We start from the raw sequence: 22676 nt of genomic DNA on the forward strand, positions 1-22676 counted from the left end.
ATGCCCATCAGTCTCTTGGAACGCCGCCGCATCGAAGCCCAATTCGCCAAGGCAATCTTCGATGTTCTTATTGAGGAGACCGGCCGCGCGCGGGCGGTTGAAATCCTTTCGAAAGCAGTGATCCGTCTCGCCATCGAATCGGGCGCGGCTTTCGCCGCCCAAGCCTGTCAGCCGGGGGACGCGGAGCCCCCGGACCTCTTGGTCTATGCGGACGTTTTGGCCGTGTGGCTGGAGGATAATGCCCTGACGATCGATCTGATAGCGCAAGCGAAGAATCGCTTGGAATTCAACGTGAAGCGGTGCCGCTACGCGGAAATGTACCGCGAACTCGGAATCGCAGACCTCGGCCGTGTTCTCTCTTGCAACCGGGATGGCGCTTTTTGCACGGGGTTTAATCCCGCCATCCAGCTCACCCGCACGCAAATAATCATGGAAGGCGCCGAGTTCTGCGATTTTCGCTACACTTTGACAGAGCATGGATGACAGAGCACGGCTGAATGGCCTTCGTGCCTAGCCAGAGCTATGCGTTTATTTTAATTGCTTCAGTTAGTAGATAGATTATAATGAATTCTGTTGATTTCAGGGGCCTCTCGGTCCCGATAGGTTGAGCGGCGGATGCGCCACGGCCAGGGAAGTGATGGCGCTTATCAACTCGAACGCTGTCCGCGGCCAAACCAAGGGCGGACATGGCACCACCGTCCGGTCCAGCTCCAGCCATGGCTCTTCCGGCGCCGGTCGGCGTATCTTTTGCTTGTCACCCAGAAACCCTGTACTTTCGTCGCCAAGCGTCCGGGCACAGGGCGCGAGAGGCGAGGAGGGCAATCAGACATGATCGTGGATCGTGTCTGAAAGCCGACACGCCTCGCAAACATTCAGGAGGATATTCAATGGCACTGCAACTTGGCGACACCGCGCCGGATTTCGAAACCGATACAACCGAGGGCCATATCCGGTTTCACGAATGGCTCGGGGACTCTTGGGGGGTCCTTTTTTCTCATCCCAAGGATTTCACGCCGGTCTGCACGACGGAACTTGGCTATATGGCGAAATTGAAGCCCGAGTTCGATCGCCGCAACACCAAGATCATCGGGCTGAGCGTCGATCCGGTCGAAAACCACAAGAAGTGGTCGGTTGATATCGCCGAAACGCAAGGCACCGCGCCAAACTATCCCATGATCGGCGATACCGATTTGAGCATCTCAAAGCTGTGGGGGATGCTCCCCGCCAGCGCCTCCGGTGATCCTTCCACGAGGACTCCCGCTGACAACCAGACGGTGCGCAACGTCTTCGTCATTGGGCCGGACAAAAAAATCAAACTCATCATCGTCTATCCGATGACGACGGGCCGCAATTTCGACGAGGTCCTGCGGGTGATCGACTCGCTGCAATTGACCGCCAAACACAAGGTCGCGACGCCGGTCAACTGGAAGCAGGGCGATGACGTCATCATTGCCGGTTCGGTGACCGACGATGACGCCAAGAAAATTTACCCGCAAGGATGGAAAGCGCCGCGCCCCTATTTGCGGATCGTGCCGCAGCCGCGCGGCTGATCTTGCTCCTTGCTCTTCCCACGCGCAGGAGGCCGCGCGGAGATATGCGGGAGCTCCTTGACTTTGATGATCCACATGCTGAATTATCTTTGGAGCCAAGGCTTTGGGTTCCCGTCCGCGCGGCTGCGGGTGTCACCTAGGAACGCCGGGTGATCTCGCGTCAATCGTCTTGTGAAGTATCCATAAGGAACAATCATGGCCCAAACAGCCGCAAAGCAGCTCGAAAACCTGGACGCGGCGCATGTGCCGGGACGCGGCCGCATTTACGATTCGATTACGGAGACGATTGGCGATACGCCTCTTGTTCGCCTCAAAAAGATCGCTAGGGAAAAGGGCGTCAAGGCCAACCTTCTCGCCAAGCTCGAATTCTTCAATCCGATCGCCAGTGTCAAGGATCGCATCGGCGTCCATATGATTTCGGTCATGGAAGCCACGGGGAAAATCGCGCCGGGCAAAAACACTCTCATCGAACCGACGTCTGGCAATACCGGGATTGCTCTGGCTTTCGTCGCGGCGGCGCGCGGCTATAAACTTATTCTGGTGATGCCGGAATCAATGTCGATCGAACGCCGCAAGATGCTTGCTCTGCTTGGCGCCGAACTCATCCTCACGCCGGCTCCGCAAGGGATGAAAGGCGCCATCGCCAAGGCCCAGGAACTCGCCGAGTCGACACCAGGCGCTGTCATTCCACGACAGTTTGAAAATCCGGCGAATGTGGAAATCCATCGGCTCACCACGGCTGAAGAAATCTGGAACGACACGAAGGGTGAAATCGATGTTTTCGTCTCCGCCGTAGGCACGGGGGGGACCATCACAGGAGTCGCGCAGGTCCTGAAGCCCCGGCGGCCTTCCCTCAAGGTTATCGCAGTCGAACCGGAAGATTCGCCGGTTCTCTCGGGCGGCCAGGCTGGTCCGCACAAAATCCAAGGCATCGGCGCCGGTTTCGTACCCGCGATCCTCGACCGGTCCTTGATCGATGAGGTCTTGACGGTTGGCAATCAGACAGCTTTCGACACAGCGCGGCTCGTTGCCCGCCTGGAAGGCATCCCGGTTGGAATCTCCTCGGGCGCCGCTGTCGCCGCCGCCGTGGAAGTCGGCCTGCGTCCGGAGTTCGAGGGCAAGAACGTCGTGCTTATCATTCCGTCTTTTGCCGAACGCTATTTGTCGACCGCGCTCTTCGAGGGTCTCTGAAACGATGTTCAGGCACGTTTTTGAGCGAAGATAAGATGTTGGGAACCATTTGGAAGAAGGCGGGTTGAGTTTAGACGATTGGGGAGCGACAGTCTGGCATAAATATTGCTTGAATTAGCTGCTGGAATGATGGAGATGTTCCATGGTTGAGTTCATTTTGTTCGGGTCAGCGATGATTTCCATGGCTATGACCGCCGCTTTCCTCAATCAGCGCGGGCTTGCGCGCCTGCCAAACCGGGGACGGCGCCGCAACTCGCAAAGATAAGCCCTGACCAGCAGGGTATATTAAGCGGCGATTGCGCAAGAATTCTTATTCGGCGTGGCGGAGGGTAAAGCGCCCTTCCGTAAATTTCCCCGACTCCACAGAGGATGGCCAGGAATGCCTCCCTTGTAGGGTTTCATCATCAAACTCCGTTTTAAAACCACCTTAACTCTTGGCACAGAAGCCGGCTGACAGTTTAAAACAACGCTTGCGTTGCGTTTGATGAGTCTGTTAACAGCTCCGCTGGAGCATGAGCCGGATCTCAGGCATCTTCGCCCGGACGCGTGAAAACACAGTTTTCATGCCCGGAATTGACAGTTCATAGCGCGACGCCCTTTCCCTGCGCTCCTTCACTACTTTTCCGGGGATTTTTATGCCAGCCAGCCGATTCGATGTGCTCGGTCTTGGGAACGCGATCGTTGACGTTATCAGCACGGCCGATGATGATTTCCTCGCCGCCGAGGGCCTCAATAAGGGCGGCATGACGTTGATCGACGAGGCGCGTGCAGAGGTTCTCTATAAGGCCATGGGTCCGGCAACCATCGTGTCGGGAGGCTCCGCCGCCAATACGGTCATTGGCGCGGCAAGCCTTGGCTGCACCGCCGCTTTCATCGGCAAGCTGAAGGCTGACGACGCGGGCGCCTCCTATATCCACGATATTCGTGCGGCCAAGGTCGATTTTTCAACGCCCTGCGCAAAAGATGGTCCGGCCAGCGGGCGCTGTCTCGTGCTCGTGACGCCAGACGGCCAGCGCACGATGAACACCTTCTTGGGCGCCTGCCAGAACCTGTCAGAGGCGGATGTCGATGAAGACCTCGTCAAGCAGTCGGCCATCGTCTATCTCGAAGGCTATATGTGGGATCCTCCCGCCGCGAAAGCCGCTTTGGCGAAGGCCGCTAAAATCGCCCAGGCAGCTGGCCGCCAGGTTGCTTTAACCTTGTCCGATTCTTTTTGCGTCGACCGCTACCGGGATGAATTCCTCGGGCTTATCCGCTCTGGGATGGTGCAAATCGTCTTCGCCAACGAAAGCGAGCTGCATTCGTTGTATCAAACAGCAGATTTCGACACCGCTGTCGCACAACTGCGTTCTGAAAACATCCTCGGCGCCGTAACCCGCTCCGAGCAAGGTTCCGTCATGGTGACCAAGGACGGAGTTCTGGCCGTCCCCGCCTTCCCGGTTGAGACCGTGGTCGATACCACGGGCGCCGGGGATCTCTTTGCGGCCGGATTTCTTGCCGGACTGACCAAGAGCAAAGACCTCGAAACCTGCGCCCGGATCGGCGCCCTCGCAGCCGCCGAAATCATCCAGCACATCGGCGCGCGGCCGCTCGCCAACCTCCGCCAGCTCGCCGCGCAAAACGGTCTCGCACTCTAGCTTTGACCATGGCGATACCGCCCGCCGTCAAGACCTGAAATCTCGTGGAACCTTCGCAGCGCATGCGCGTCTAACGGTAAACCCCAGTAGCAAGCATCAACATCGCGAGGAGGCACTGATGAGTTCGGAACCCGCCCAACCGGCCGGCCCGGATTTGCGGCAAGGCATCCCCTTCAGCGATCTCCCAGACGGCGGCATGCTCGCTGGCCACGTGGGTGGCGAGCCCGCGCTCCTCGCCCGCCGTGGCGAGGAGATTTTTGCGATCGGGGCTACATGCACTCACTACAGCGGGTCGCTCACCGAGGGTCTAATGGTTGGCGAAACGGTTCGCTGCCCGTGGCATCACGCCTGTTTCTCCCTGCGCACCGGCTTGGCGGTCCGGGCTCCAGCTCTCAGTCCCGTATCCTGCTGGCGCGTCGAACATATCCGGGGAACCGTGTATGTTCGAGATAAACTTGAAATTGTGCCACGGCCCCCGTTGACCTCGCCGAAGTTGCCGGGAACGGTCGTCATCGTCGGCGGCGGCGCGGCCGGCAATGCCGCCGCCGAAACGCTCAGGAACGAGGGCTATTCTGGCGCCATCACGATGGTGAGCGCCGACGAGAATGGCCCCTATGACCGCCCAAATCTCTCAAAGGGCTTTCTCGCGGGCTCGGCCGAGGCGGATTGGATACCCTTGCGCCCCCTTGAGTTCTACAAGGAAAAGAAAATTGATCTGCGTCTCACCACGCGGGTGGCCTCGATCGATCAGGCTGGCCGCAAGTTGCGGCTTACCGGCGGGAGCGAATTGACGTTTGACGCCCTCCTCCTCGCCACCGGAGCCGAACCCATCCGGCTCAATATCCCCGGCAGCGATCTTCCACATGTCCATTATTTGCGGACTCTGGCCGACAGCGGGTCTCTTATCGCCAAGGTCCTCAAGGCGCGGCGGGCCGTGGTGATCGGCGCGAGCTTCATCGGTCTTGAGGTCGCGGCCTCGCTTCGCGCGCGCGGTCTCGAAGTCGATGTCGTGGCGCCCGAAGCAGTCCCCATGGAGCGAATTCTGGGACCGGACATCGGAAATTTCGTTCGCCGTATTCATACCGATCATGGTGTACGCTTTCACCTTGGCACAACCGCGGTTTCGATCACGGAGCGAAGCGTCGTCTTGAAAAATGGAGAAACCATCGAGGCCGATCTCGTCGTCGCCGGCATCGGGGTGCGGCCCTTGACGTCCTTGGCTGAAGAGGCCGGGCTCACGATCGACCGTGGCGTCGTGGTGGACGCCTATCTTGAGACGCAAGCACCCGGCATTTTCGCAGCGGGAGATATCGCGCGCTGGCCTGACCCGCTCACCGGCGAAACCATTCGCGTCGAGCATTTCGTGGTTGCCGAGCGGCAGGGCCAAACCGCCGCCCGCAATATTCTTGGCGCGAAGGAGCGATTCGACGCCGTGCCCTTCTTCTGGACTGAACAATATGATCTTCAGATCGGCTATGTGGGGCATGCCGAACGCTGGGACAAAATGGAAATCCTCGGCAGTCTCGCCGCGCGCGACTGCACGATAAACTTTTATCTCGGGGGGAGGAAATTGGCTGTGGCCACGCTTGGACGCGATCTCGAATCTCTCGAAGCCGAAGCCGCCTTCGAGCGAGTCATTGCCGCGGCAAGGTAGGCAATACTTCGCGGCCGCCCTTATTCAGGCAGCGCGGCACGATCGGCAAAGACGTGGATTGTGCCGTTGGTGGACAATCTCGACGCGGGAAGCGCGAGATCGTTGGCTAGCACCCGCGCGAGGATATCGCGCTTTTTCTCGCCCGACACCACAAAGAGAATCAAGCTGCTTGATTCCAGCGCCGGATAGGTCAGAGAAATGCGCGGCTCCGGCTTTGCCCCAATGATGGATGTTACCCAGGTGCGGCGCTCGCTAAGTGCATTCGTGCCTGGGAACAGCGACGCGATGTGGCCATCCTCGCCAAGGCCCAGCAAAGTCACATCGAACAGCGGACGCGCTGGGTCGAGTGTCCTGCTTTTGTAAAAACTTTGCAGCACTGCCTCGTACAATAAGGCCGCTTTTTCCGGCGTCCCCGCGCTCGTTAAAATCGGGTGAACCTGCGCTGGCGGAATGGCCACATGGTCAAGGAGGGCGTCCCGTGCCATTTTGAAATTGCTGTCCGGATGATCAGGGGGCACAAAACGCTCGTCACCCCAGAACACATGAACTTTCCGCCAATCGGGCGAAACGCCCAAACCTCCAGCTCCAAGAAGCTCATAGACCCGCTTTGGGGTCGAGCCCCCGGAAAGACTCAGACTGAAACGATCCGTGGCAGAGGAAATCCGCGACGCGACAAAACGCGCGACCTGCAAAGCCAAAGACTCCGCATCTTCAGCGACCTCTAAAACCGGCGCCGGCGTCATGCGCTACAGTGTCCCACAGCCCGCGAGAGAGATGCCAGCGGGAAGAAGCTTCGTTTGTGCATGCTTTTCCTTAGCCCGCAAACCGCTTAATGTCACCGGTCCAGGGCCGGATTTTTCGAAGCGCTCTCGACGTGGCCTCCAAACTTTGCACGCATCGCCGACAAAAGCTTGTCGCCATAACTGTGCTCCTCCCGCGAACGAAACCGCTCGAAAAGGGATGCGGCAAGGACGTTCGCCGGGACACCTTCTTCAACGGCCGCATCGATCGTCCAGCGGCCTTCGCCCGAATCCTGGACCGCGCCGATAAACTTCGAAAGACTGGGATCCTCGGCGAGCGCCATCGCGCTGAGATCGAGAAGCCAGGATGAAATGACACTGCCACGCCGCCACACTTCCGCGATATCGGCAAGATCGAGCCCGAACCGTTCGCCTTCTGCAAGGCCGGGGCCGGCCTTGCCGCGCAAAATATCAAATCCCTCGGCATAGGCCTGCATCAGCCCATACTCGATCCCATTGTGGATCATCTTGACAAAATGCCCTGCCCCCGCGGGACCTGCATGGATGTAGCCTTGTTCGGCGCGTGGGTCGCGTCCCTCCCGGCCAGGCGTTCGCGCAATGGCACCGAGGCCGGGGGCCAGCGCCTTGAAAATGGGATCAAGATACTCAACGGCCGCCTTCGCGCCGCCAATCATCATGCAATAGCCGCGTTCCAGTCCCCATATCCCGCCCGACGTGCCGATATCGATATAGGTGATGAGCTTGCCGCCCAGCACTTTCGCGCGCCGGATATCATCCTTGTAGAAGCTGTTGCCGCCATCGATCAAAATATCGCCGGCGCTCAATATCCCGCTCAACGCATGGATCACATCTTCAGTGACAGCACCGGCGGGAAGCATCATCCAGACCGCGCGGGGGGGATCGAGTTTCTTGATAAGACTTGGCAAATCCGCCGCCGGAATCAGGCCCTCGGCGGCAAGTTGCGCCACCGGCTCCGGACTCCGGTTATAAATCACGCATTGATGTCCCGCACGGTGCAATCGCCGCGCGATATTGCTCCCCATTCGCCCGAGGCCAACCACGCCCAACTGCATTGCGCTACCTCTATGTGGGCCGAACTCTTTGCGGAACCCGCTTTCGCGGCAAGCCGTCCTGCTGTAAAGCCCCACATGCGGAACGCGCCAGCGGACCATAAGTTCGATTGCTTCCGCTCACGGCAATGGGCGCCCTTGGGCGCTTCTAGCAATTCTGCACCGTTGCGGTGTTTTCTTCGCAAGCCGCGCGCGCAATTCAACGCGACGAAGAGCGAGGAATGGCGCGTTTTCTTTCAGGAGCTATCCCTTGGCGGTTTCTTTTTCTTTCGCGGGATTTGAGAGGTCCTTTATTGCCATACTCCTTGCGGGACTCTTTTGCGTTGCGCTGAGCGCGGAAGCCCTCGCGAAGAAGGACCCTTGGCCGGTTTGCCGCGACGGCGCCACCGAGGCACGGATCGTCGCTTGTACGGAGATTCTCACGCGGGGGAGCAAGCAGACCAAACGCAATCAGCTTGCGGCCTACATCAACCGGAGCAGCGCCTACCAAGCCGCCGGTGATCTCGACCGCGCTATCGCCGACCTCGACAAGGCGCTGCGGCTCAACCCAAAGTCACCTCTCGCGCTGACCAAGCGCGCGGGGATCCATCAGGAAAAAGGCGATCTTGATCGCGCCATCGCGGATTACAGTTCGGCGCTGCGGCTCGACAAGAATTTGGCTGCGGCATATCGCGGCCGCGCCAAGGCCTACCGGGCCAAGGGAGACCTCGACAAGGCTCTATCCGATTTCGGCGAGGCCCTGCGAATCGATCCGCAATCGGCCGCGCTTTATGCCGAGCGCGGCGCAGCCTACCAGGGCCAAAACAATCTCGACCTGGCGCTCGCCGATTTCAGCAAGGCGGCAGAGCTTGATCCCAAATTCGCGGACGCATTCCTCAACCGCGCCAACATCTATCGCGGCAGACAGGACCTCGAGCACGCCCGTCAAGACTATGAAACCGCGCTCAAACTCGACCCGCAGCTCGCCCCGGCGAAACAAGCGCTCGATGAACTCAACGCGACCATGGCCAAAAATACCGAGCCGCCGAATGTTCCGGTTCCCGCACCCACGATGACAGCAGACTCGGCTCGCCCCGAAGGCGAATTAATTTCCCATAGCCTTCCCCTGATCACCACCGTTGCCACGGCGCTTGGTCTGTCCCTCGTGCTCGGCTTTCTTGCAGTTCGGATAAAGCTTCCAGCCCTAGTCGGATATTTGTTGGCCGGTATCCTCATGGGGCCATTCACACCTGGCTTCGTTGGCGACGCTGGAATTGCAAAGGAACTCGCCGAAATCGGCGTAATGCTGCTGATGTTCGGCGTCGGACTGCACTTTTCACTCGACGACCTGCTGGAGGTACAAAAGATCGCGTTGCCGGGTGCCGTGCTGCAAATTGGCGTTGCGACCTTACTGGGTGCCAGTGTTGCCATCGGCTGGGGCTGGAGTTTGGGGGGATCGCTGGTTTTCGGCCTGGCACTGTCTGTCGCGAGCACCGTTGTGCTGCTTCGGGCCCTGGAAGCGCGCGGCGCTCTCGAAACCATGAACGGACGAATCGCGGTGGGCTGGCTGATTGTCGAGGATTTGGCCATGGTCCTGGTCCTCGTGATGCTCCCTCCATTGGCAAGTTGGCTTGGCGGCAACCCGTCCGCCCATCACGACCGGAGTCTATGGCAAACGCTTGCCATCACTTTCGCCGAGGTCGCTACCTTCATCGTTTTGATGCTTGTTGTCGGCCGCAAGGTCTTCCCGAAACTTCTTTGGCTCGTTGCACAAACCGGTTCTCGAGAACTATTCACCCTTTGCGTCGTGGCCGCGGCTGTCAGCATTGCCTATGCGGCCTCCAAGCTGTTTGGTGTGTCCTTCGCCCTTGGGGCATTTTTCGCCGGCACGGTCATGCGCGAGTCCGAGTTCAGTCACCGGGCGGCCGAGGAATCTCTGCCACTGCGAGAAGCGTTCGCCGTGCTGTTTTTCGTCTCGGTTGGGATGCTGTTCGACCCAAGCGTATTGATTGAGCAACCACTGCGGATCCTTGCCGTGGTTGGGATCATCGTAATTGGCAAATCGATCGCCGCAGGTGCATTGGTCCTAGCCTTTCGCTACCCGTTGACCACGGCGCTGACCGTGTCGGCGAGCCTAGCGCAGATCGGCGAATTCTCTTTCATTTTGGCTGGGCTGGGAGTTGGGCTGGGTCTCCTTCCGGTCGAAGGACAAAGCCTGATTCTAGCCGGCGCCCTGATCTCGATCGCCGTCAACCCGCTGCTGTTTGCCACAGTGGAGCCGTTGCTGGTCTGGTTTCGCTCCCGTTCGGCACTCGCCCGGAAGTTGGAACGGCCTCTCGATCCCTTGGCCGAGATGCCTTACGCTACCGACGAAAAATACTTGTCAGGGCAGGTCGTTCTGGTGGGATACGGCCGTGTCGGACGACGCATTGGCGAATGTCTTGCCGAACATAACATTCCCTTCGTCGTAGCGGATCAAAAACGCGAACTCGTCGAACGCCTGAGAAAGCGCGGGATCGCGGCCGTCTGCGGAGATGCTGCGGACCCCGCCGTCTTGGTTCAGGCCCACACCGCTCGTGCCCGCATGCTCGTCGTTGCCACGCCCGACACCATCAATGTGAGGCAGATGGTCAAGAAGGCACGCACGCTCAATCCTGGCATCACAACGATCGTCCGTACCCATAACGAAGAGGAAGCCTTATTGCTTGAGCAAGACGCAGTCGATAAAGTTTTTTTTGTGGAAGCCCAACTTGCCAAGGGCATGGGTAGCTATGTGCTGGAGACATTCGGAAAATTTTCTTGAATTTGGACGCGGGCGCTCGAACCTGTCGCCCTCCGTGTCTCTTGCCACTGCCGCCTCTGCGCCCCCCTTTCTATCAGTAAGAAGGCGGGGTAACGGTTTGGCGTGCCTTCAGGAGCTATCCCTTGGCAGTTTCTTTTTCTTTCGCGGGATTTGAGAGGTCCTTTATTACCCGTTTACTCCTCGCGGTGCTCTTTTGCGTTGCGCTGAGCGCGGAAGCCCTCGCAAAGAAGGACCCTTGGCCGGTTTGCCGCGACGGCGCCACCGAGGCACGGATCGCGGCTTGTACGGAGATTCTCGCGCGGGGGAGCAAGCAGACCAAACGCAATCAGCTTGCGGCCTACATCAACCGGAGCGGCGCCTACCAAGCCGCCGGTGATCTCGACCGCGCTATCGCCGACCTCGACAAGGCGCTGCGGCTCAATCCAAAGTCACCTCTCGCGCTGACCAAGCGCGCGGGGATCCATCAGGAAAAAGGCGATCTTGATCGCGCCATCGCGGATTACAGTTCGGCGCTGCGGCTCGACAAGAATTTGCCTGTTGCGTATCGCGGTCGCGCCAAGGCTTACCAGGCCAAGGGAGACCTCGACAAGGCTTTATCCGATTTCGGCGAGGCCCTGCGAATCGATCCGCAATCGGCCGCGCTTTATGCCGAGCGCGGCGCAGCCTACCAGGCCCAAAACAATCTCGACCTGGCGCTCGCCGATTTCAGCAAGGCGGCAGAGCTTGATCCCAAATTCGCGGACGCATTCCTCGACCGCGCCAACATCTATCGGAGCAAACAGGACCTCGAGCATGCGCGTCAAGACTATGAAACCGCGCTCAAACTCGACCCGCAGCTCACCCCGGCGAAACAAGCGCTCGATGAACTCAACGCGACCATGGCCAAAAATACCGAGCCACCAAGCTCTCCCCACGATCATCGCAATTTGCCATGGCCGCTCGCATTGCCCTTTGCCGGGATGCTGCTTTCGATCGCGCTTGGACCGCTCGTTGTCAAGGAATGGTGGCATATCCACTATGAAAAGGCAGCGGCGTTCTGGGCGATTCTGACGCTCGCTGGCCTTGCCGCCGTCGAGGGTCCGTCCGCGACCTTGGCGGGATTCGTCCACAATATGGCGCTCGACTATATTCCCTTCATTCTCATGCTTTTTGCGCTCTTCACCGCTGCGGGGGGCATCGTCATCGAAGGTGAACTCAAAGGCTCGCCAAAGGTCAATGTCGCGATTCTCGCACTCGGCACGATGACCGCCAGCCTTGTCGGAACGACAGGCGCCTCGATGATCCTCATCCGGCCCCTGATCCGCGCCAACAAGGCGCGTCCTTTCAATGCCCATGTGGTGGTCTTCTTCATTTTTCTCGTTTCGAACATTGGCGGCGCCTTGACACCGCTTGGCGATCCTCCCCTCTTCCTTGGCTATTTGCATGGCGTGGATTTCTTCTGGACCATGCGCGCTTTATGGCCGCAGACTTTGTTCGCCGCAGCTGTCTTGCTGGTCAGTTTTTTTCTCGTCGATACCTATTTGTTCCGGCGCGAGAAGCACCATCCACAGATCGTGGACGCCCAAAGGGAAGGACTGCGCGTCCGCGGACTCGTCAATATCTGCCTCATCGGCATTGCGGTTCTCGCCATCGTCGCGAGCGGTGTGTGGCGGCCAGGCATAGGCTTCGAGGTACTTGGAACGCGGATCGAACTGCAAAACCTCGTTCGCGAACTCGTTATGATCTTGGTCGGGCTTGCATCGCTTCGCCTGACGAACGCACACTTGCGCGCCGCAAATGGCTTCGAGTGGGAGCCGATCCGGGAAGTCGCCTATCTCTTCGCCGGTATTTTCATCTGTATCATTCCAGTCATGGCGATGCTGCAAGCTGGCACGAGCGGTCCATTTTCGGCGGTGATCCAGGCTCTTTCTCATGCCGATGGAACGCCAAACAACGCCGTCTATTTCTGGGCAACGGGGTTGCTTTCGTCCTTCCTCGACAATGCGCCAACCTATCTTGTGTTTTTCGAGCTCGCGGGGGGAGATCCGGCAACGCTCATGGGATCGCTGTCCAAGACACTGACGGCGATTTCTCTCGGTGCGGTGTTCATGGGGGCCAATACCTATATCGGCAATGCGCCAAATTTCATGGTGTACGCCATCGCCCGCCGCACCGGTGTGCGGATGCCGGGCTTCTTTCCCTATATGCTCTGGTCGGGAGCAATTCTTCTCCCGCTTTTCGTGGCGGTCACCTGGTTGTTCCTGAGGTAGATCGCGAGAGGAGGCGCTCTTTTGGACATTTGCTCATAGGGAACATATCGTGTATAAATTACTTTCGTGGAGGCTGTGACAGCATGTCCCGGAAAAGCGCTCTACTTTTTCGCTATTGTCATTCATGACGTATATGAATTTAGGCGAATCTTTTTAGCCGGTCATTACGTTCCAAACGCGCTCAAGGATGCATTTTTTTGAAGACATTGAACTGCATCAAAAAAATCCCGCAAAATGCGCTTAGAAAATAGTCTTGGTCTTTTGGTGGATGATTCTCAGATGACACAAAGCAATTTGGCCCCTGTTAGCCAGTTTCAACCTGATCACGTGGTGATCGGCGGGAGAACACTCAGTTTTGACGAAATCCTGAACGATGCGTTTTTCACTCCCGCGAAGATTGCGGAGTTGAGGGAGGCGTTTGTCAACAATCGGCCTTTCCCGCACCTGATCTTGGACGGCCTCTTCGCTCCGGCACTCCTTGAAGCGATGTATGATGAGTTTGACCTCCTCAAAAAGGACCAGCTACAAGTCTATAATAATATGAACGAAAAGAAACTCGCGACGCGACCATTTGCTCGTCTTGGCAACGCAGCGGAGTTATATTTTAATACCATTCACTCCGGTCGATTTATCGCGTTGCTGCAACAAATTACCGGAATCGGAGGGCTGATTACGGATCCAGGACTAGATGGCGGAGGCCTCCATTCCATTCCCACTGGGGGAAAATTTGCGTTGCACACGGACTATACCCAGCACGCCACCACGAAGCTTGAGAACCGGTTGATCTTTATCACCTATCTGAACAAGGATTGGTTGCCGTCCTACGGCGGCGCGCTCGAATTGTGGAACATCGAGGAAGAAAAGTGCGAGGCGGAAGTTTTCCCGGTTTTCGGCCGGTCCATCCTTTTCTATGAATCGAAGAGAAGTCTGCACGGGCATCCAAAGCCGGTCGAGGCGCCGAACGGGCGGCAGCGGCGCTCCGCCTGCACGGCCTATTACACGAATGGGCGGGACGACGGGGAAGATACGACCTTTCACACCACGGTGGTGTACAATCCGCGCAACGCGGCGCGGCGCGAGAAAATCATGAACGCCGTCAAATATACGGTCCCCCCGTTTGTTGTGGACGGATACCAGAAGCTCAAGATGTGGTGGCGGAAATAGCGTAGAACGTGCCGGGTTCACGCTTCCTCCCAAGGGTAAGGCGCATCTGGTGCCAGCAGGCCCCCGACTCGTAAGTCCAGAAACGCGTCTTGATGACGCCGAGGTCTCCTTGCGGCCCTTGGCGCTCGCGGACTTCACCGGTCAGGAGCCTCTGCGCAAAAATCTGAAGGTCTTTATCGAAGCCGCGAAAACGCGGCGCGAGGCTCTCGATCATGTCCTGTTGGTCGGCCCTCCAGGGCTCGGCAAGACAACCCTCGCGAAGATCGTCGCCCGCGAGCTTGGCGCAACCTTTCATGCGACCTCGGGGCCGGTCATTGCGAAGGCCGGCGATCTCGCCGCCCAGCTCACCGGGCTCGAAGAGCGCGATGTGCTGTTCATCGATGAGATTCACCGGCTCAATCCGGCGATCGAGGAAATCCTTTATCCCGCGATGGAGGATTACGAGCTCGACCTCATCATCGGCGAGGGACCTGGCGCCCGCTCGGTGAAGCTGCCACTCAAGCGGTTCACGCTGATTGGCGCCACCACCCGGGCCGGTCTCCTTACGACGCCGCTGCGCGACCGCTTCGGCATTCCGCTGCGGCTTGAATTCTACACGGTCGCGGAATTGGAGGCCATCGTGCGGCGCGGTGCGCGGGTGCTGGCGATTGCAATCTCCGAGGATGGCGCCAATGAAATCGCCAAGCGCGCGCGGGGCACGCCGCGCATCGCGGGAAGGTTGCTACGCCGGGTCCGGGATTTCGCGGTTGTTGACGATGAGCCAGAAATCACACGGGTCCTCGCCGACAAAGTGCTGCAGCTTCTCGATGTCGATGACATCGGGCTCGATACGATGGACCGGCGCTATCTCAACACGATCGCTTTGTCGTTCGGCGGCGGCCCCGCCGGAATCGAGACGATTGCCGCGAGCCTCTCCGAGCCGCGCGATGCGATCGAGGACATTATCGAACCCTTCCTTATTCAGAAGGGCTTTGTCCAACGCACGCCACGCGGCCGCATTTTAACCCCGCATGCCTACCGTCATTTGGGCCTGCAAGAACCCGCACCGGAAAAACCGCAGTTCCCGCTGTTTTCGGAAGATGACAGTGATGTATGAGACTTAAGTTTTGTCCGGTTTCAGGGTCCAATCGGACAAAAGTGTTTCAACATTTTGGTAAGGTCGCAGGCTAATACCATACATGGCTCTCCACAAGAGTCTTTCTTCAAGCGTATAAGGTCAATTGATCCATTTTACCCGGCGTTTTTCGCTATAGGGGTAGAGAGGTCATTGTGCCTTCGCGCCAGCGACTTTGGCTTGAGCAGCCAACAAATTTGCTTGAGCGGTCAAGAGCGCCGTTTGCGCGTCCAGATAAGCACCTTCATCTTTTAGTCGTTCTGTTTTTATAGTTAATAGAGATCCAGGTACGCTTAGTATTGCTTTTCCTACATCCAAAGGAATTTGAAGGCAACCCAGAACCTCACTGGGCTTATTTAAGTCATAACTGGTCACGACCCCCTTAACAAGCGTGATATTTGTCGTTCGCTCAATGCACGGCCCCCTCACAATATCGTATTGACCAACCAAAATCGGATCGGGAATCGTCAATAAAAACTGTGTAAATGAATTTTCTATTCCAAATGACACGATTATAGGAACAACAAGGCGAAAACATAAGCTTGAATTGCAATTATTTGCTGCAATTATAATTTCATCCCTGTGTTCGTATGGCAGGCGAGAGCCATTTGCCCTTGTAATTGTTAAGTCGATTTTTCTACTAGTAATTTTTTTAAGCTTTTCCAGTGCACGATTGACAGACTGCTTGTCGAATGGGTCTATTAATAAAGTAATAGTGAAAGGCGTTGGTGGTGGAACATCTACAAGAGCGGCACCAGTCGGCGGTATCCCAAATGCAGCAGCTTCAGCAACTTGAACAGCTTTAACAATTATATCTGGCGTTCTATCCTTGTTCTGGGATGAGACCGACGTAAGCAACCCAGAGTCTGTTTTCAGCGTAAAATGATCGTCTGAAAATTCGTTCGCAAACGTGAATAGTCGAAAGCGAGCGTCATCGTCAGCATAAAAATCTACACTAGAAATTACAACACTATAAGTTTTTTCATCTTTGCCGCAGCAACTGACGTTCAGCAAAAACTTTCCTCTGGGCAGAGCATAATCGATCCATCCCGCGATTTTATCGGGATACTGCGCACCATATTGATCGGCCACACTGAGTGGCACTGAATATGAGGTTCGATCGGCGCAGCCTGCGAGCGCTCCAATTAAAACAAGCCAAATTCCGAGCTTAATGTTTAGCTTGGTCAACACTCACCCCCGAATGAATACTTACGCACATGTCACAGGCTTGGACGTCAGTGTCCTCCTCCGAACGGTTGAGATCCGCGAAAATTCGCTTCACAATACCGCTTAGGAACCGTGCGGTATTCGCGAAGGCTCTGAAATTGGCAGAGGATTGGCCACACGAGCTTCCATCAAATCGATGTCCACACTTAAGCTTTACTCAAACTCTTCACGGTCAGCGTAAAGCCTTATCCAAGAGTTCGCGGGCTTCAGCATTGTTTTGGGCAATGCCTAGAAGGCTAGGTGGAAAATCTCTAATATCGAAGGCGAATAAGGCGGATGCCTGCGACGCAGGTGAATTAGCGGATATGTCGGAGCGCTGGTAAGAGACCCTCACGATAAGTCCCACTGCCTTACCATGGCGATCGACGCGCCACTCGACGTTTTTTGAACCAGCGACGTTGGGAAAATTGCCAATTTTGAAATCGCTGACCATTTGGCGGTCCAATGGAGCAAGTCTATTGTCGCGTTCCAAGACGAGCCAGCTGCGTGGGTCGTCATCTATTACATAGATCGAATAGCCATTGATGCCGCGGCACCGCAAAATGCCGGAACCCTTGGCTTGTCCGAGGGTCCTCTCTGGCAATTGGAGTCGTTCAACAGATTTGCATTTCTGCAACGTCGTATACAGCGAACGGAGTTTTGACTCTGCGGCATACGCATGCCCCTGACACAGAACGAAGAAGACAGTCGCCAGGTAACCAAATATACGACCGCCGAACATTTACAGTATCGCCCAGGTCTTTGGACCAACCATGCCGTCGACGCTTAATCCATGAGAGGCCTGGAACGCGAGGACGGCCGCATGGGTATCACTGCCAAAAATACCGTCCGCGTCTAAGTTTTCACCAAGTGCTTTGAGCTTCCGCTGCAACTCTGCTACCTTTTGACTGCGATCGCCAAGAGTGAGAACGTCGGAAATAGCCGCGCCACCCACAGCAAGGCCGCTGGGCACAGCACTGGGGTTCCATGACAAAAGCAATTGTTCGCTCACCTCGAAATGCATGCCATCCTCGGTTGGAAAGCCGGCTCCCCAGAACCAATTATAACTGTTAAAAATCGGCGCAATGAGCGTCAACCCAAATTGCACTTTGCCATCGCCACGTTGGTCTAGAATTCCTTTGATATTTAAGTCTAGCGCCAAGCCCCAGGAGTGATTGCTGATAGAATGGTTCGAACCCCGCACCAATCGGCAGCACAGCATTCCTGCGGAGCCTAGGACGGCATAGACAGCGGGTTGCTTAAGCTTGATATCGTTCATGACCAGCTTGAGGGACTCTACCGCCTTCTCCAGACCTCTGACTCTAAACGGACCCACACTGTCGGTAACCATCCGAGGTGCTAGGGCTGGATTTGTGATATCCTGACAATTACTCGTATAGGTACTGCGCGGATTTCCCAACACACTCAATGCCAGCCGGTTGCTAACTCCATTCAGACCCGGGTTAATTCCCGGCGGTATCGGCACAAGATCTGTAAAATCCGGCATTATTCCACCCCCAAAAATTTATGATAAATGATTACATCCGTCTAATTGGCAGCGGCAGCGTAAAGTGCCGTAGTTCCCCTGCTCACAATCCAACACAATGGACGACTGCTTTCCTCAACCGAACGGTTGAGATCCGAGGAATTTTGCTTCAGAATGCGTGGTGTGAAAGCGCGCGTTGCGGCCGTCAGGGGGTGACGGTTCGGCCGCTCAATAAGGAAAATGATCGATTGAGGCCTTGGGCCTCACATGCGCCTTGGCCCGTAACATGGGGGGATGTTGCGAATGGAAGCGATTGACACGGCTGCGCTCTCAAATCTGATCGGCGACATTTACGATTGCGCACTCGATCCGTCGCTTTGGCCTCAGACGCTTGAAGACATCACAAAACTCTTCAATGCCAAGATGACATCGATTTTTGCCATAGAGCCTATGAGCCAATCGATTGTGTTCGCGCAGATGTGGGGCGATGACCCAGTCCAAGTCGCCGCCGATGCCAAGATATACAACCCGATCAACCCGCTCATAACGGCTGGCTGGCACAGTCCAATCGATGAGCCGTTCCGGCTGCGATCCGTCATGGACCCGCAGGAATTCCGGTGGACGCGTTTTTATAAGGAATTCATGGTTAGGAAGGGCTGGTTCGATTTCGTCGCTGTGACACTCCAAAAATCGGCCCCGCGTCATACTGCAGTATGCACATCCCTGGGCGATAAGCGCGGCGAAGCCACCCGCCAGGAGCTCGAACTCATGGGGCTTTTGGCGCCGCATGTCCGCCGTGCCTTGACAATCCATGAAACGCTCGACGCCAAGGATCGCCGGATTTTTGGGTTGCGCGGTGCTTTGGATCTCGCGCCAAGCCCGATTTTTCTGCTTGATGATCGCGGCGAACTCCAAGAGATAAACAGGGCCGCCGAGCGTTTCCTTGCCGAGGAAAAAGCGGCCAGGATCAGGCGCGGCCAGCTGTATTTCACCGATGCCGGAATTACCGCGCAAGTCGCAGCGGCGCTGGCGGCGGCCGCTAAAGGCGAGAATAAACCCGCGGCAACGGCGGCTCTGAAAACGGTAAGCGGACGCGCCTTCGCTATCGAAATGCTGCCTTTGACGAGACCCGCCTGGCAGGCAGCGTCGGCGTCAGGTCGCGCCGTGCTGGCGATTTTTCTCCAGGAGGTCGGCTCCCTCCAGCCGCTTCCTGGCGAGGTTTTGGTCAAACTCTATGGCCTCACTCCAGCGGAGACCCGCCTTCTCGTCCTGCTTGCGCAAGGCATGAACTTACCCGAAGCCGCCGATACGCTGGGTGTCGGAGAGGCCACAGTAAAAACGCACCTACAAAGTGTCTTCGCTAAGACAGGAACCCATCGTCAGGCGCAGGTGGTCAAACTCGTGATGTCGGCGTTGCCGCAGCGCTGACAAGAAGGACGCACTAATCACTCGCCAAAACCTTTAAGCCCTTCGATGTTGCTTTTCTCGGGAAGCTAACGGGTCCTGTCCCTGCCAATTATTCTGCGCCCAAGCCCTATCCGGACGGCGCGCGGCGTCGCAGGCTGCCCGCGGCCAAGACCGGCCGGAGCGCGAAAAGACGCCTTTTTTGCTTCCTGCGCCATTCCGAAAAGTGTATCTTTTCCCCATGACGAAATTGCTTGACCGCGCCGTTGAAGCCGCCCGTAACCTACCGCCTGACACACAGGATGAGATTGCGCGGCTCGTGTTGCAGCTTGCCGGTGACGAGGTGCCCGCCGTCGCCCTAACAGTCGAGGAGCGCGCCGCGATTGCCTCCTCGAAGGAAGCTTCGGCGCGCGGGGAATTCGCGACGGATGAACACGTGCGCGCGGTCTGGACGAAACACGGTCTGTGAGGGTTCGCTATACTCGACCGGCACTTGCCGATCTTGAGTCGATCCTCGACTACATAGCCGTCCACTCGCCGCAAGGGGCGCAGCATATTCTATCCCGCATTCAGGTTTTCATCGGCCTTTTGGCGGCTCACCCGTTGATCGGCACGCGGACCAATGACCCTACGATCCGGCGTCTGCCAACCCTGCCCTATCCCTATCTTATCTTTTATGAAGCCACCGAAGACGAGATTATCATTCACGCCGTGCGTCATACATCGCGTGCGCCATCCTCGATGCCGGGCTCTGCCGGACCATGAAAACACGGCGTGAGCCCGCCACGCATCAATTGCCAAAATTTTCGAGCGATTTAATTCTGTCCTCCGTCAACACCCGCTTCAAACTCTCCGGGGCAACCGATGGAAAATTGCGCTTTGCAAAACTCACAAACGCGTCGCGGTAGATGAGCCAGGTCCGCTCCGTTTTCTTGATCCCCGCCTTGGTCACGGTCCCCCAATCGGAAGTGTCTTTCTTCTTTTGGATTTTGCTGTACAGCGCGTTGAGCTTGTTGTCCGTCTCGGCGAGATCCGGCGGGGACACTGAGGGCAGATTGCCGCTGATGACTTTTTCCAGCGTCGCCAAGAATTGCTCGTCTTCCGCTTCCCTCGCCGCGATAGACAGGGCGCCACGGGCTGTGCCTGACATATCGACCTCGTTGTCCGCCACCGCAGCGGCATAGGTATTTTTTGCTTTTTCCAGCGCCGCGAAGGCTTTGCGTTCGGCGCTGGGCCAATGAGCGGTAATATCAGCAAGCTTGGCTTTGCGCGCGGCGCTCGCGAGCTTGGCACCATGCGCTTCGCAAAACCCCATGGCCGCGCCGCTCGTGATGTCATCGCACGGGCTGAAATCCTGCCCCTGCCAATTCTCATTCTTGAGTTTTTGCAGATGCGCCAACCAGCCTTCTTCTTCCGCCGGTGCGCCCCCCAGTTCGCAAGCAAATTTCATCGCGATGTCGAAGTTGCGGGGAGCGCCAATGCCATTCGCATAAATCGTCATCAGCATGCCCGTCCCGGCGAAGAGATTGGGCCAGCCGTTGTCGGGATCTTGCCGCTCAACATAGGCGCATTGCCGGGCGCGAACGGGATCCTTGGGAACCCCGATACCGAAATAAAGATCTTCCGAACTGCAGCCCTTGAGAGAGCTCGCCATCGATGCCGGGGGTGCGTCCTCCAACGGCAACGAGAGCTTCTTGAGACCGTCGCAATCGGCCGGCAATGGCGTGTCACTTTGCTCAATCGGCGCGGCCCAGGACGGCGAGGCCGCCGCCATGACCAGCAGAACCACCGCCCATCGACACCCGCTGAACTCTGAATTTGGCATCGCTAAATCGTCTGATTATAGGCCCCAACCTCGGGATTCTCCCGCAACACGCCATCCACCGCCGCGAACATCTCCCGCATGCGGGCTTCCGATACCGGGCTTTCAACAACGACCACCAGTTCCGGCTTGTTCGAGGAGGCGCGCACGAGTCCCCAGGTGCCGTCTTCCGTCGTGACGCGCACGCCATTGACGGTCACAAGGTCACGAATCTTTTGGCCCGTGAAACGCTCGCCCTTTGCCTGCATCGCTTTGAGGCGTTCGGTGACTTTTTCCGCAACGCCATATTTGACCTCATCGTCGCAATGCGGCGACATGGTCGGCGAGCCCCAGGTTTTCGGCAGCGCCTCGTAAAGCTCGGCCATCGATTTGTCCGGATTGCGGTCGAGCATTTCGATCACATGGATAGCGGTGAGAATGCCATCGTCGTAGCCGCGCCCGACCGGCGCGTTGAAGAAGAAATGCCCGGATTTTTCAAACCCCGCGAGCGCCTTGAGATCCGTCACCCGCCGCTTGATGTGGGAATGCCCAGTCTTCCAATAATCCGACGTGACGCCTTGCGCGATGAGCTGCGGATCGGTCGCGAAAAGGCCGGTCGATTTGACATCGACGACGAAAGTGGAGCCGGGGTAAAGTTTTGAGAGATCGCGCGCCAGCATGACGCCGATTTTGTCGGCAAAAATTTCCTCGCCGCGATTGTCCACGACGCCGCAACGGTCGCCGTCGCCATCGAAGCCAAGGCCGACATCGGCCTTCGTTTCGAGAACTTTCGCAGCCATCGCATGCAGCATATGCAGGTCTTCGGGATTGGGATTGTAATTTGGAAACGTGAAATCCAGCTCGGTATCGAGCGGGACCACCTCGCAGCCGAGCTTTTCCAGAATCTGCGGCGCGAAGGCCCCGGCGGTGCCATTGCCGCACGCCGCGACAACCTTGAGCTTGCGCTTGATTTTGGGCCTATTCACGAGGTCAGCGATATAGCGGGCCGGGAAGTCCTCGACGAAGCGATAGGAGCCGCCCTCCGCGTAACGGAATTTCCCTTGCAGCACGATGTCGCGCAAGCGGCCCATTTCATCGGGTCCAAAGGTGACCGGCCGCTGGGCGCCCATTTTGACGCCCGTCCAGCCATTGTCGTTGTGCGAGGCGGTGACCATCGCGACGGCGGCGCAATCGAGATCGAATTGCGCGAAATAAGCCATCGGCGAAAGTGCAAGACCGATGTCATGCACTTTGACGCCCGCCGCCATCAAGCCAACCGTCAGCGCATGTTTGATCGAAGCCGAATAGGCGCGGAAATCATGTCCGGTGACAAGATTTGGCACGACACCCATGTCATGCAACAGCGTGCCAAGCCCGAGGCCGAGCGCCTGCACGCCCATGAGGTTGATCTCTTTTTCGAACAGCCACCGCGCGTCATATTCGCGAAAGCCGGTCGGCTTCACCATCGGGGAGCTTTCATAGGCATAGGTATTCGTCGCTAATTGCGGCACGGGCTTAGGAAACATGAAGGGTCCTTGCAAAAGACGCCGATCGCGAAACGCCATCGGGCATGTTTGTCGTTCAAAAACCGCGCCAAATAGGGTCCG

Annotated in this window: 19 protein-coding genes and 1 pseudogene; 13 read left to right on the forward strand and 7 right to left on the reverse strand. The window is 57.3% G+C overall.

The genetic code is table 11. The annotated features are described in order from the left end of the window. The 5 genes from QEV83_RS07455 to QEV83_RS07475 all read left to right on the forward strand — a co-directional run bounded on the left by QEV83_RS07455 (position 1) and on the right by QEV83_RS07475 (position 6032). Positions 1–483 carry an L-2-amino-thiazoline-4-carboxylic acid hydrolase gene (locus tag QEV83_RS07455; protein WP_280130571.1) on the forward strand — a complete coding sequence of 161 codons (483 nt, stop codon included), beginning with the start codon at positions 1–3 and terminating at the stop codon, positions 481–483. Between the two features lie 404 nt (positions 484–887). Next, positions 888–1550 carry a peroxiredoxin gene (locus QEV83_RS07460; RefSeq protein WP_280130572.1) on the forward strand — a complete coding sequence of 221 codons (663 nt, stop codon included), beginning with the start codon at positions 888–890 and terminating at the stop codon, positions 1548–1550. Between the two features lie 195 nt (positions 1551–1745). Next, positions 1746–2741 (forward strand): cysteine synthase A, encoded by a 996-nt coding sequence (gene cysK / locus QEV83_RS07465; protein ID WP_280130573.1) that lies wholly within the window; start codon positions 1746–1748, stop codon positions 2739–2741. A gap of 635 nt (positions 2742–3376) precedes the next feature. Continuing rightward, a complete protein-coding gene (locus tag QEV83_RS07470) occupies positions 3377–4378 on the forward strand; it encodes an adenosine kinase (protein WP_280130574.1) in 1002 nt (333 codons plus the stop codon). 118 nt (positions 4379–4496) lie between these two features. After that, a complete protein-coding gene (locus tag QEV83_RS07475; protein WP_280130575.1) occupies positions 4497–6032 on the forward strand; it encodes an FAD-dependent oxidoreductase in 1536 nt (511 codons plus the stop codon). Between the two features lie 20 nt (positions 6033–6052). Here the strand turns inward: QEV83_RS07475 and pgl are convergent, their stop codons facing one another. Together pgl and gnd are read right to left on the reverse strand one after the other, a co-directional pair. Then, a complete protein-coding gene (gene pgl, locus QEV83_RS07480) occupies positions 6053–6775 on the reverse strand; it encodes a 6-phosphogluconolactonase (protein WP_280130576.1) in 723 nt (240 codons plus the stop codon). Between the two features lie 92 nt (positions 6776–6867). Further along, a complete protein-coding gene (gene gnd / locus QEV83_RS07485) occupies positions 6868–7866 on the reverse strand; it encodes a phosphogluconate dehydrogenase (NAD(+)-dependent, decarboxylating) (protein WP_280130577.1) in 999 nt (332 codons plus the stop codon). A 247-nt stretch (positions 7867–8113) separates the two neighbouring features. Here gnd and QEV83_RS19460 point away from each other — a divergent pair. The 5 genes and pseudogenes from QEV83_RS19460 to ruvB form a co-directional block, all read left to right on the forward strand. Beyond that, a pseudogene (locus tag QEV83_RS19460) lies at positions 8114–8778 on the forward strand (tetratricopeptide repeat protein); the annotation flags it as partial. A 172-nt stretch (positions 8779–8950) separates the two neighbouring features. Continuing rightward, complete coding sequence (ybaL, locus tag QEV83_RS07490; protein WP_348273274.1) at positions 8951–10645, forward strand: YbaL family putative K(+) efflux transporter; 1695 nt, start codon at positions 8951–8953, stop codon at positions 10643–10645. Between the two features lie 122 nt (positions 10646–10767). Further along, complete coding sequence (locus QEV83_RS07495) at positions 10768–12894, forward strand: sodium:proton antiporter (RefSeq protein ID WP_280130579.1); 2127 nt, start codon at positions 10768–10770, stop codon at positions 12892–12894. Positions 12895–13173: 279 nt separating this feature from the next. Further along, complete coding sequence (locus tag QEV83_RS07500; RefSeq protein WP_280130580.1) at positions 13174–14058, forward strand: 2OG-Fe(II) oxygenase; 885 nt, start codon at positions 13174–13176, stop codon at positions 14056–14058. 49 nt (positions 14059–14107) lie between these two features. Then, complete coding sequence (gene ruvB, locus QEV83_RS07505) at positions 14108–15154, forward strand: Holliday junction branch migration DNA helicase RuvB (protein ID WP_280130581.1); 1047 nt, start codon at positions 14108–14110, stop codon at positions 15152–15154. A gap of 168 nt (positions 15155–15322) precedes the next feature. On the opposite strand, the gene QEV83_RS07510 is transcribed toward ruvB, so the two are convergent. The 3 genes from QEV83_RS07510 to QEV83_RS07520 all read right to left on the reverse strand — a co-directional run bounded on the left by QEV83_RS07510 (position 15323) and on the right by QEV83_RS07520 (position 17885). Continuing rightward, the gene (locus QEV83_RS07510) at positions 15323–16360 is read right to left on the reverse strand and encodes a hypothetical protein (RefSeq protein ID WP_280130582.1); all 1038 of its coding nucleotides are present in this window, start codon (positions 16358–16360) and stop codon (positions 15323–15325) included. 211 nt (positions 16361–16571) lie between these two features. Then, positions 16572–17120, reverse strand: a complete 549-nt coding sequence (locus tag QEV83_RS07515; protein WP_280130583.1) for a hypothetical protein — start codon at positions 17118–17120, stop codon at positions 16572–16574. Next, positions 17121–17885: a peptidoglycan-binding protein gene (locus tag QEV83_RS07520; RefSeq protein WP_280130584.1), complete on the reverse strand. Its 765-nt coding sequence runs from the start codon at positions 17883–17885 to the stop codon at positions 17121–17123. 282 nt (positions 17886–18167) lie between these two features. On the opposite strand from QEV83_RS07520, the gene QEV83_RS07525 reads away from it, so the two are divergent. The 3 genes from QEV83_RS07525 to QEV83_RS07535 all read left to right on the forward strand — a co-directional run bounded on the left by QEV83_RS07525 (position 18168) and on the right by QEV83_RS07535 (position 20033). Continuing rightward, entirely contained in the window at positions 18168–19292 is a 1125-nt protein-coding gene (locus QEV83_RS07525; RefSeq protein ID WP_280130585.1) for a helix-turn-helix transcriptional regulator, read from the forward strand. A 217-nt stretch (positions 19293–19509) separates the two neighbouring features. Further along, positions 19510–19737 carry a hypothetical protein gene (locus QEV83_RS07530; protein ID WP_280130586.1) on the forward strand — a complete coding sequence of 76 codons (228 nt, stop codon included), beginning with the start codon at positions 19510–19512 and terminating at the stop codon, positions 19735–19737. Next, positions 19734–20033, forward strand: a complete 300-nt coding sequence (locus QEV83_RS07535; protein WP_280130587.1) for a type II toxin-antitoxin system RelE/ParE family toxin — start codon at positions 19734–19736, stop codon at positions 20031–20033. The genes QEV83_RS07530 and QEV83_RS07535 overlap by 4 nt, the downstream gene beginning before the upstream one ends. Before the next feature lie 25 nt (positions 20034–20058). Here the strand turns inward: QEV83_RS07535 and QEV83_RS07540 are convergent, their stop codons facing one another. Next, entirely contained in the window at positions 20059–21093 is a 1035-nt protein-coding gene (locus QEV83_RS07540) for a lysozyme inhibitor LprI family protein (protein WP_280130588.1), read from the reverse strand. A 2-nt stretch (positions 21094–21095) separates the two neighbouring features. After that, a complete protein-coding gene (locus QEV83_RS07545; protein WP_280130589.1) occupies positions 21096–22595 on the reverse strand; it encodes a phosphomannomutase/phosphoglucomutase in 1500 nt (499 codons plus the stop codon). Positions 22596–22676 lie beyond the last annotated feature (81 nt).

Source organism: Methylocapsa sp. D3K7, from assembly GCF_029855125.1.
Classification (GTDB): Bacteria; Pseudomonadota; Alphaproteobacteria; order Rhizobiales; family Beijerinckiaceae; genus Methylocapsa.

Excerpts from the sequence above, each read along its gene's own strand:
- QEV83_RS07515 (WP_280130583.1), bottom strand. The coding sequence starts at position 17,120 with ATGTTCGGCGGTCGTATATTTGGTTACCTGGCGACTGTCTTCTTCGTT.
- QEV83_RS07470 (WP_280130574.1), top strand. The coding sequence starts at position 3,377 with ATGCCAGCCAGCCGATTCGATGTGCTCGGTCTTGGGAACGCGATCGTT.
- cysK (WP_280130573.1), top strand. The coding sequence starts at position 1,746 with ATGGCCCAAACAGCCGCAAAGCAGCTCGAAAACCTGGACGCGGCGCAT.
- QEV83_RS07460 (WP_280130572.1), top strand. The coding sequence starts at position 888 with ATGGCACTGCAACTTGGCGACACCGCGCCGGATTTCGAAACCGATACA.
- QEV83_RS07475 (WP_280130575.1), top strand. The coding sequence starts at position 4,497 with ATGAGTTCGGAACCCGCCCAACCGGCCGGCCCGGATTTGCGGCAAGGC.
- QEV83_RS07525 (WP_280130585.1), top strand. The coding sequence starts at position 18,168 with ATGGAAGCGATTGACACGGCTGCGCTCTCAAATCTGATCGGCGACATT.
- gnd (WP_280130577.1), bottom strand. The coding sequence starts at position 7,866 with ATGCAGTTGGGCGTGGTTGGCCTCGGGCGAATGGGGAGCAATATCGCG.
- QEV83_RS07500 (WP_280130580.1), top strand. The coding sequence starts at position 13,174 with ATGACACAAAGCAATTTGGCCCCTGTTAGCCAGTTTCAACCTGATCAC.
- pgl (WP_280130576.1), bottom strand. The coding sequence starts at position 6,775 with ATGACGCCGGCGCCGGTTTTAGAGGTCGCTGAAGATGCGGAGTCTTTG.
- QEV83_RS07530 (WP_280130586.1), top strand. The coding sequence starts at position 19,510 with ATGACGAAATTGCTTGACCGCGCCGTTGAAGCCGCCCGTAACCTACCG.
- QEV83_RS07455 (WP_280130571.1), top strand. The coding sequence starts at position 1 with ATGCCCATCAGTCTCTTGGAACGCCGCCGCATCGAAGCCCAATTCGCC.
- QEV83_RS07540 (WP_280130588.1), bottom strand. The coding sequence starts at position 21,093 with ATGCCAAATTCAGAGTTCAGCGGGTGTCGATGGGCGGTGGTTCTGCTG.
- QEV83_RS07545 (WP_280130589.1), bottom strand. The coding sequence starts at position 22,595 with ATGTTTCCTAAGCCCGTGCCGCAATTAGCGACGAATACCTATGCCTAT.
- QEV83_RS07520 (WP_280130584.1), bottom strand. The coding sequence starts at position 17,885 with ATGCCGGATTTTACAGATCTTGTGCCGATACCGCCGGGAATTAACCCG.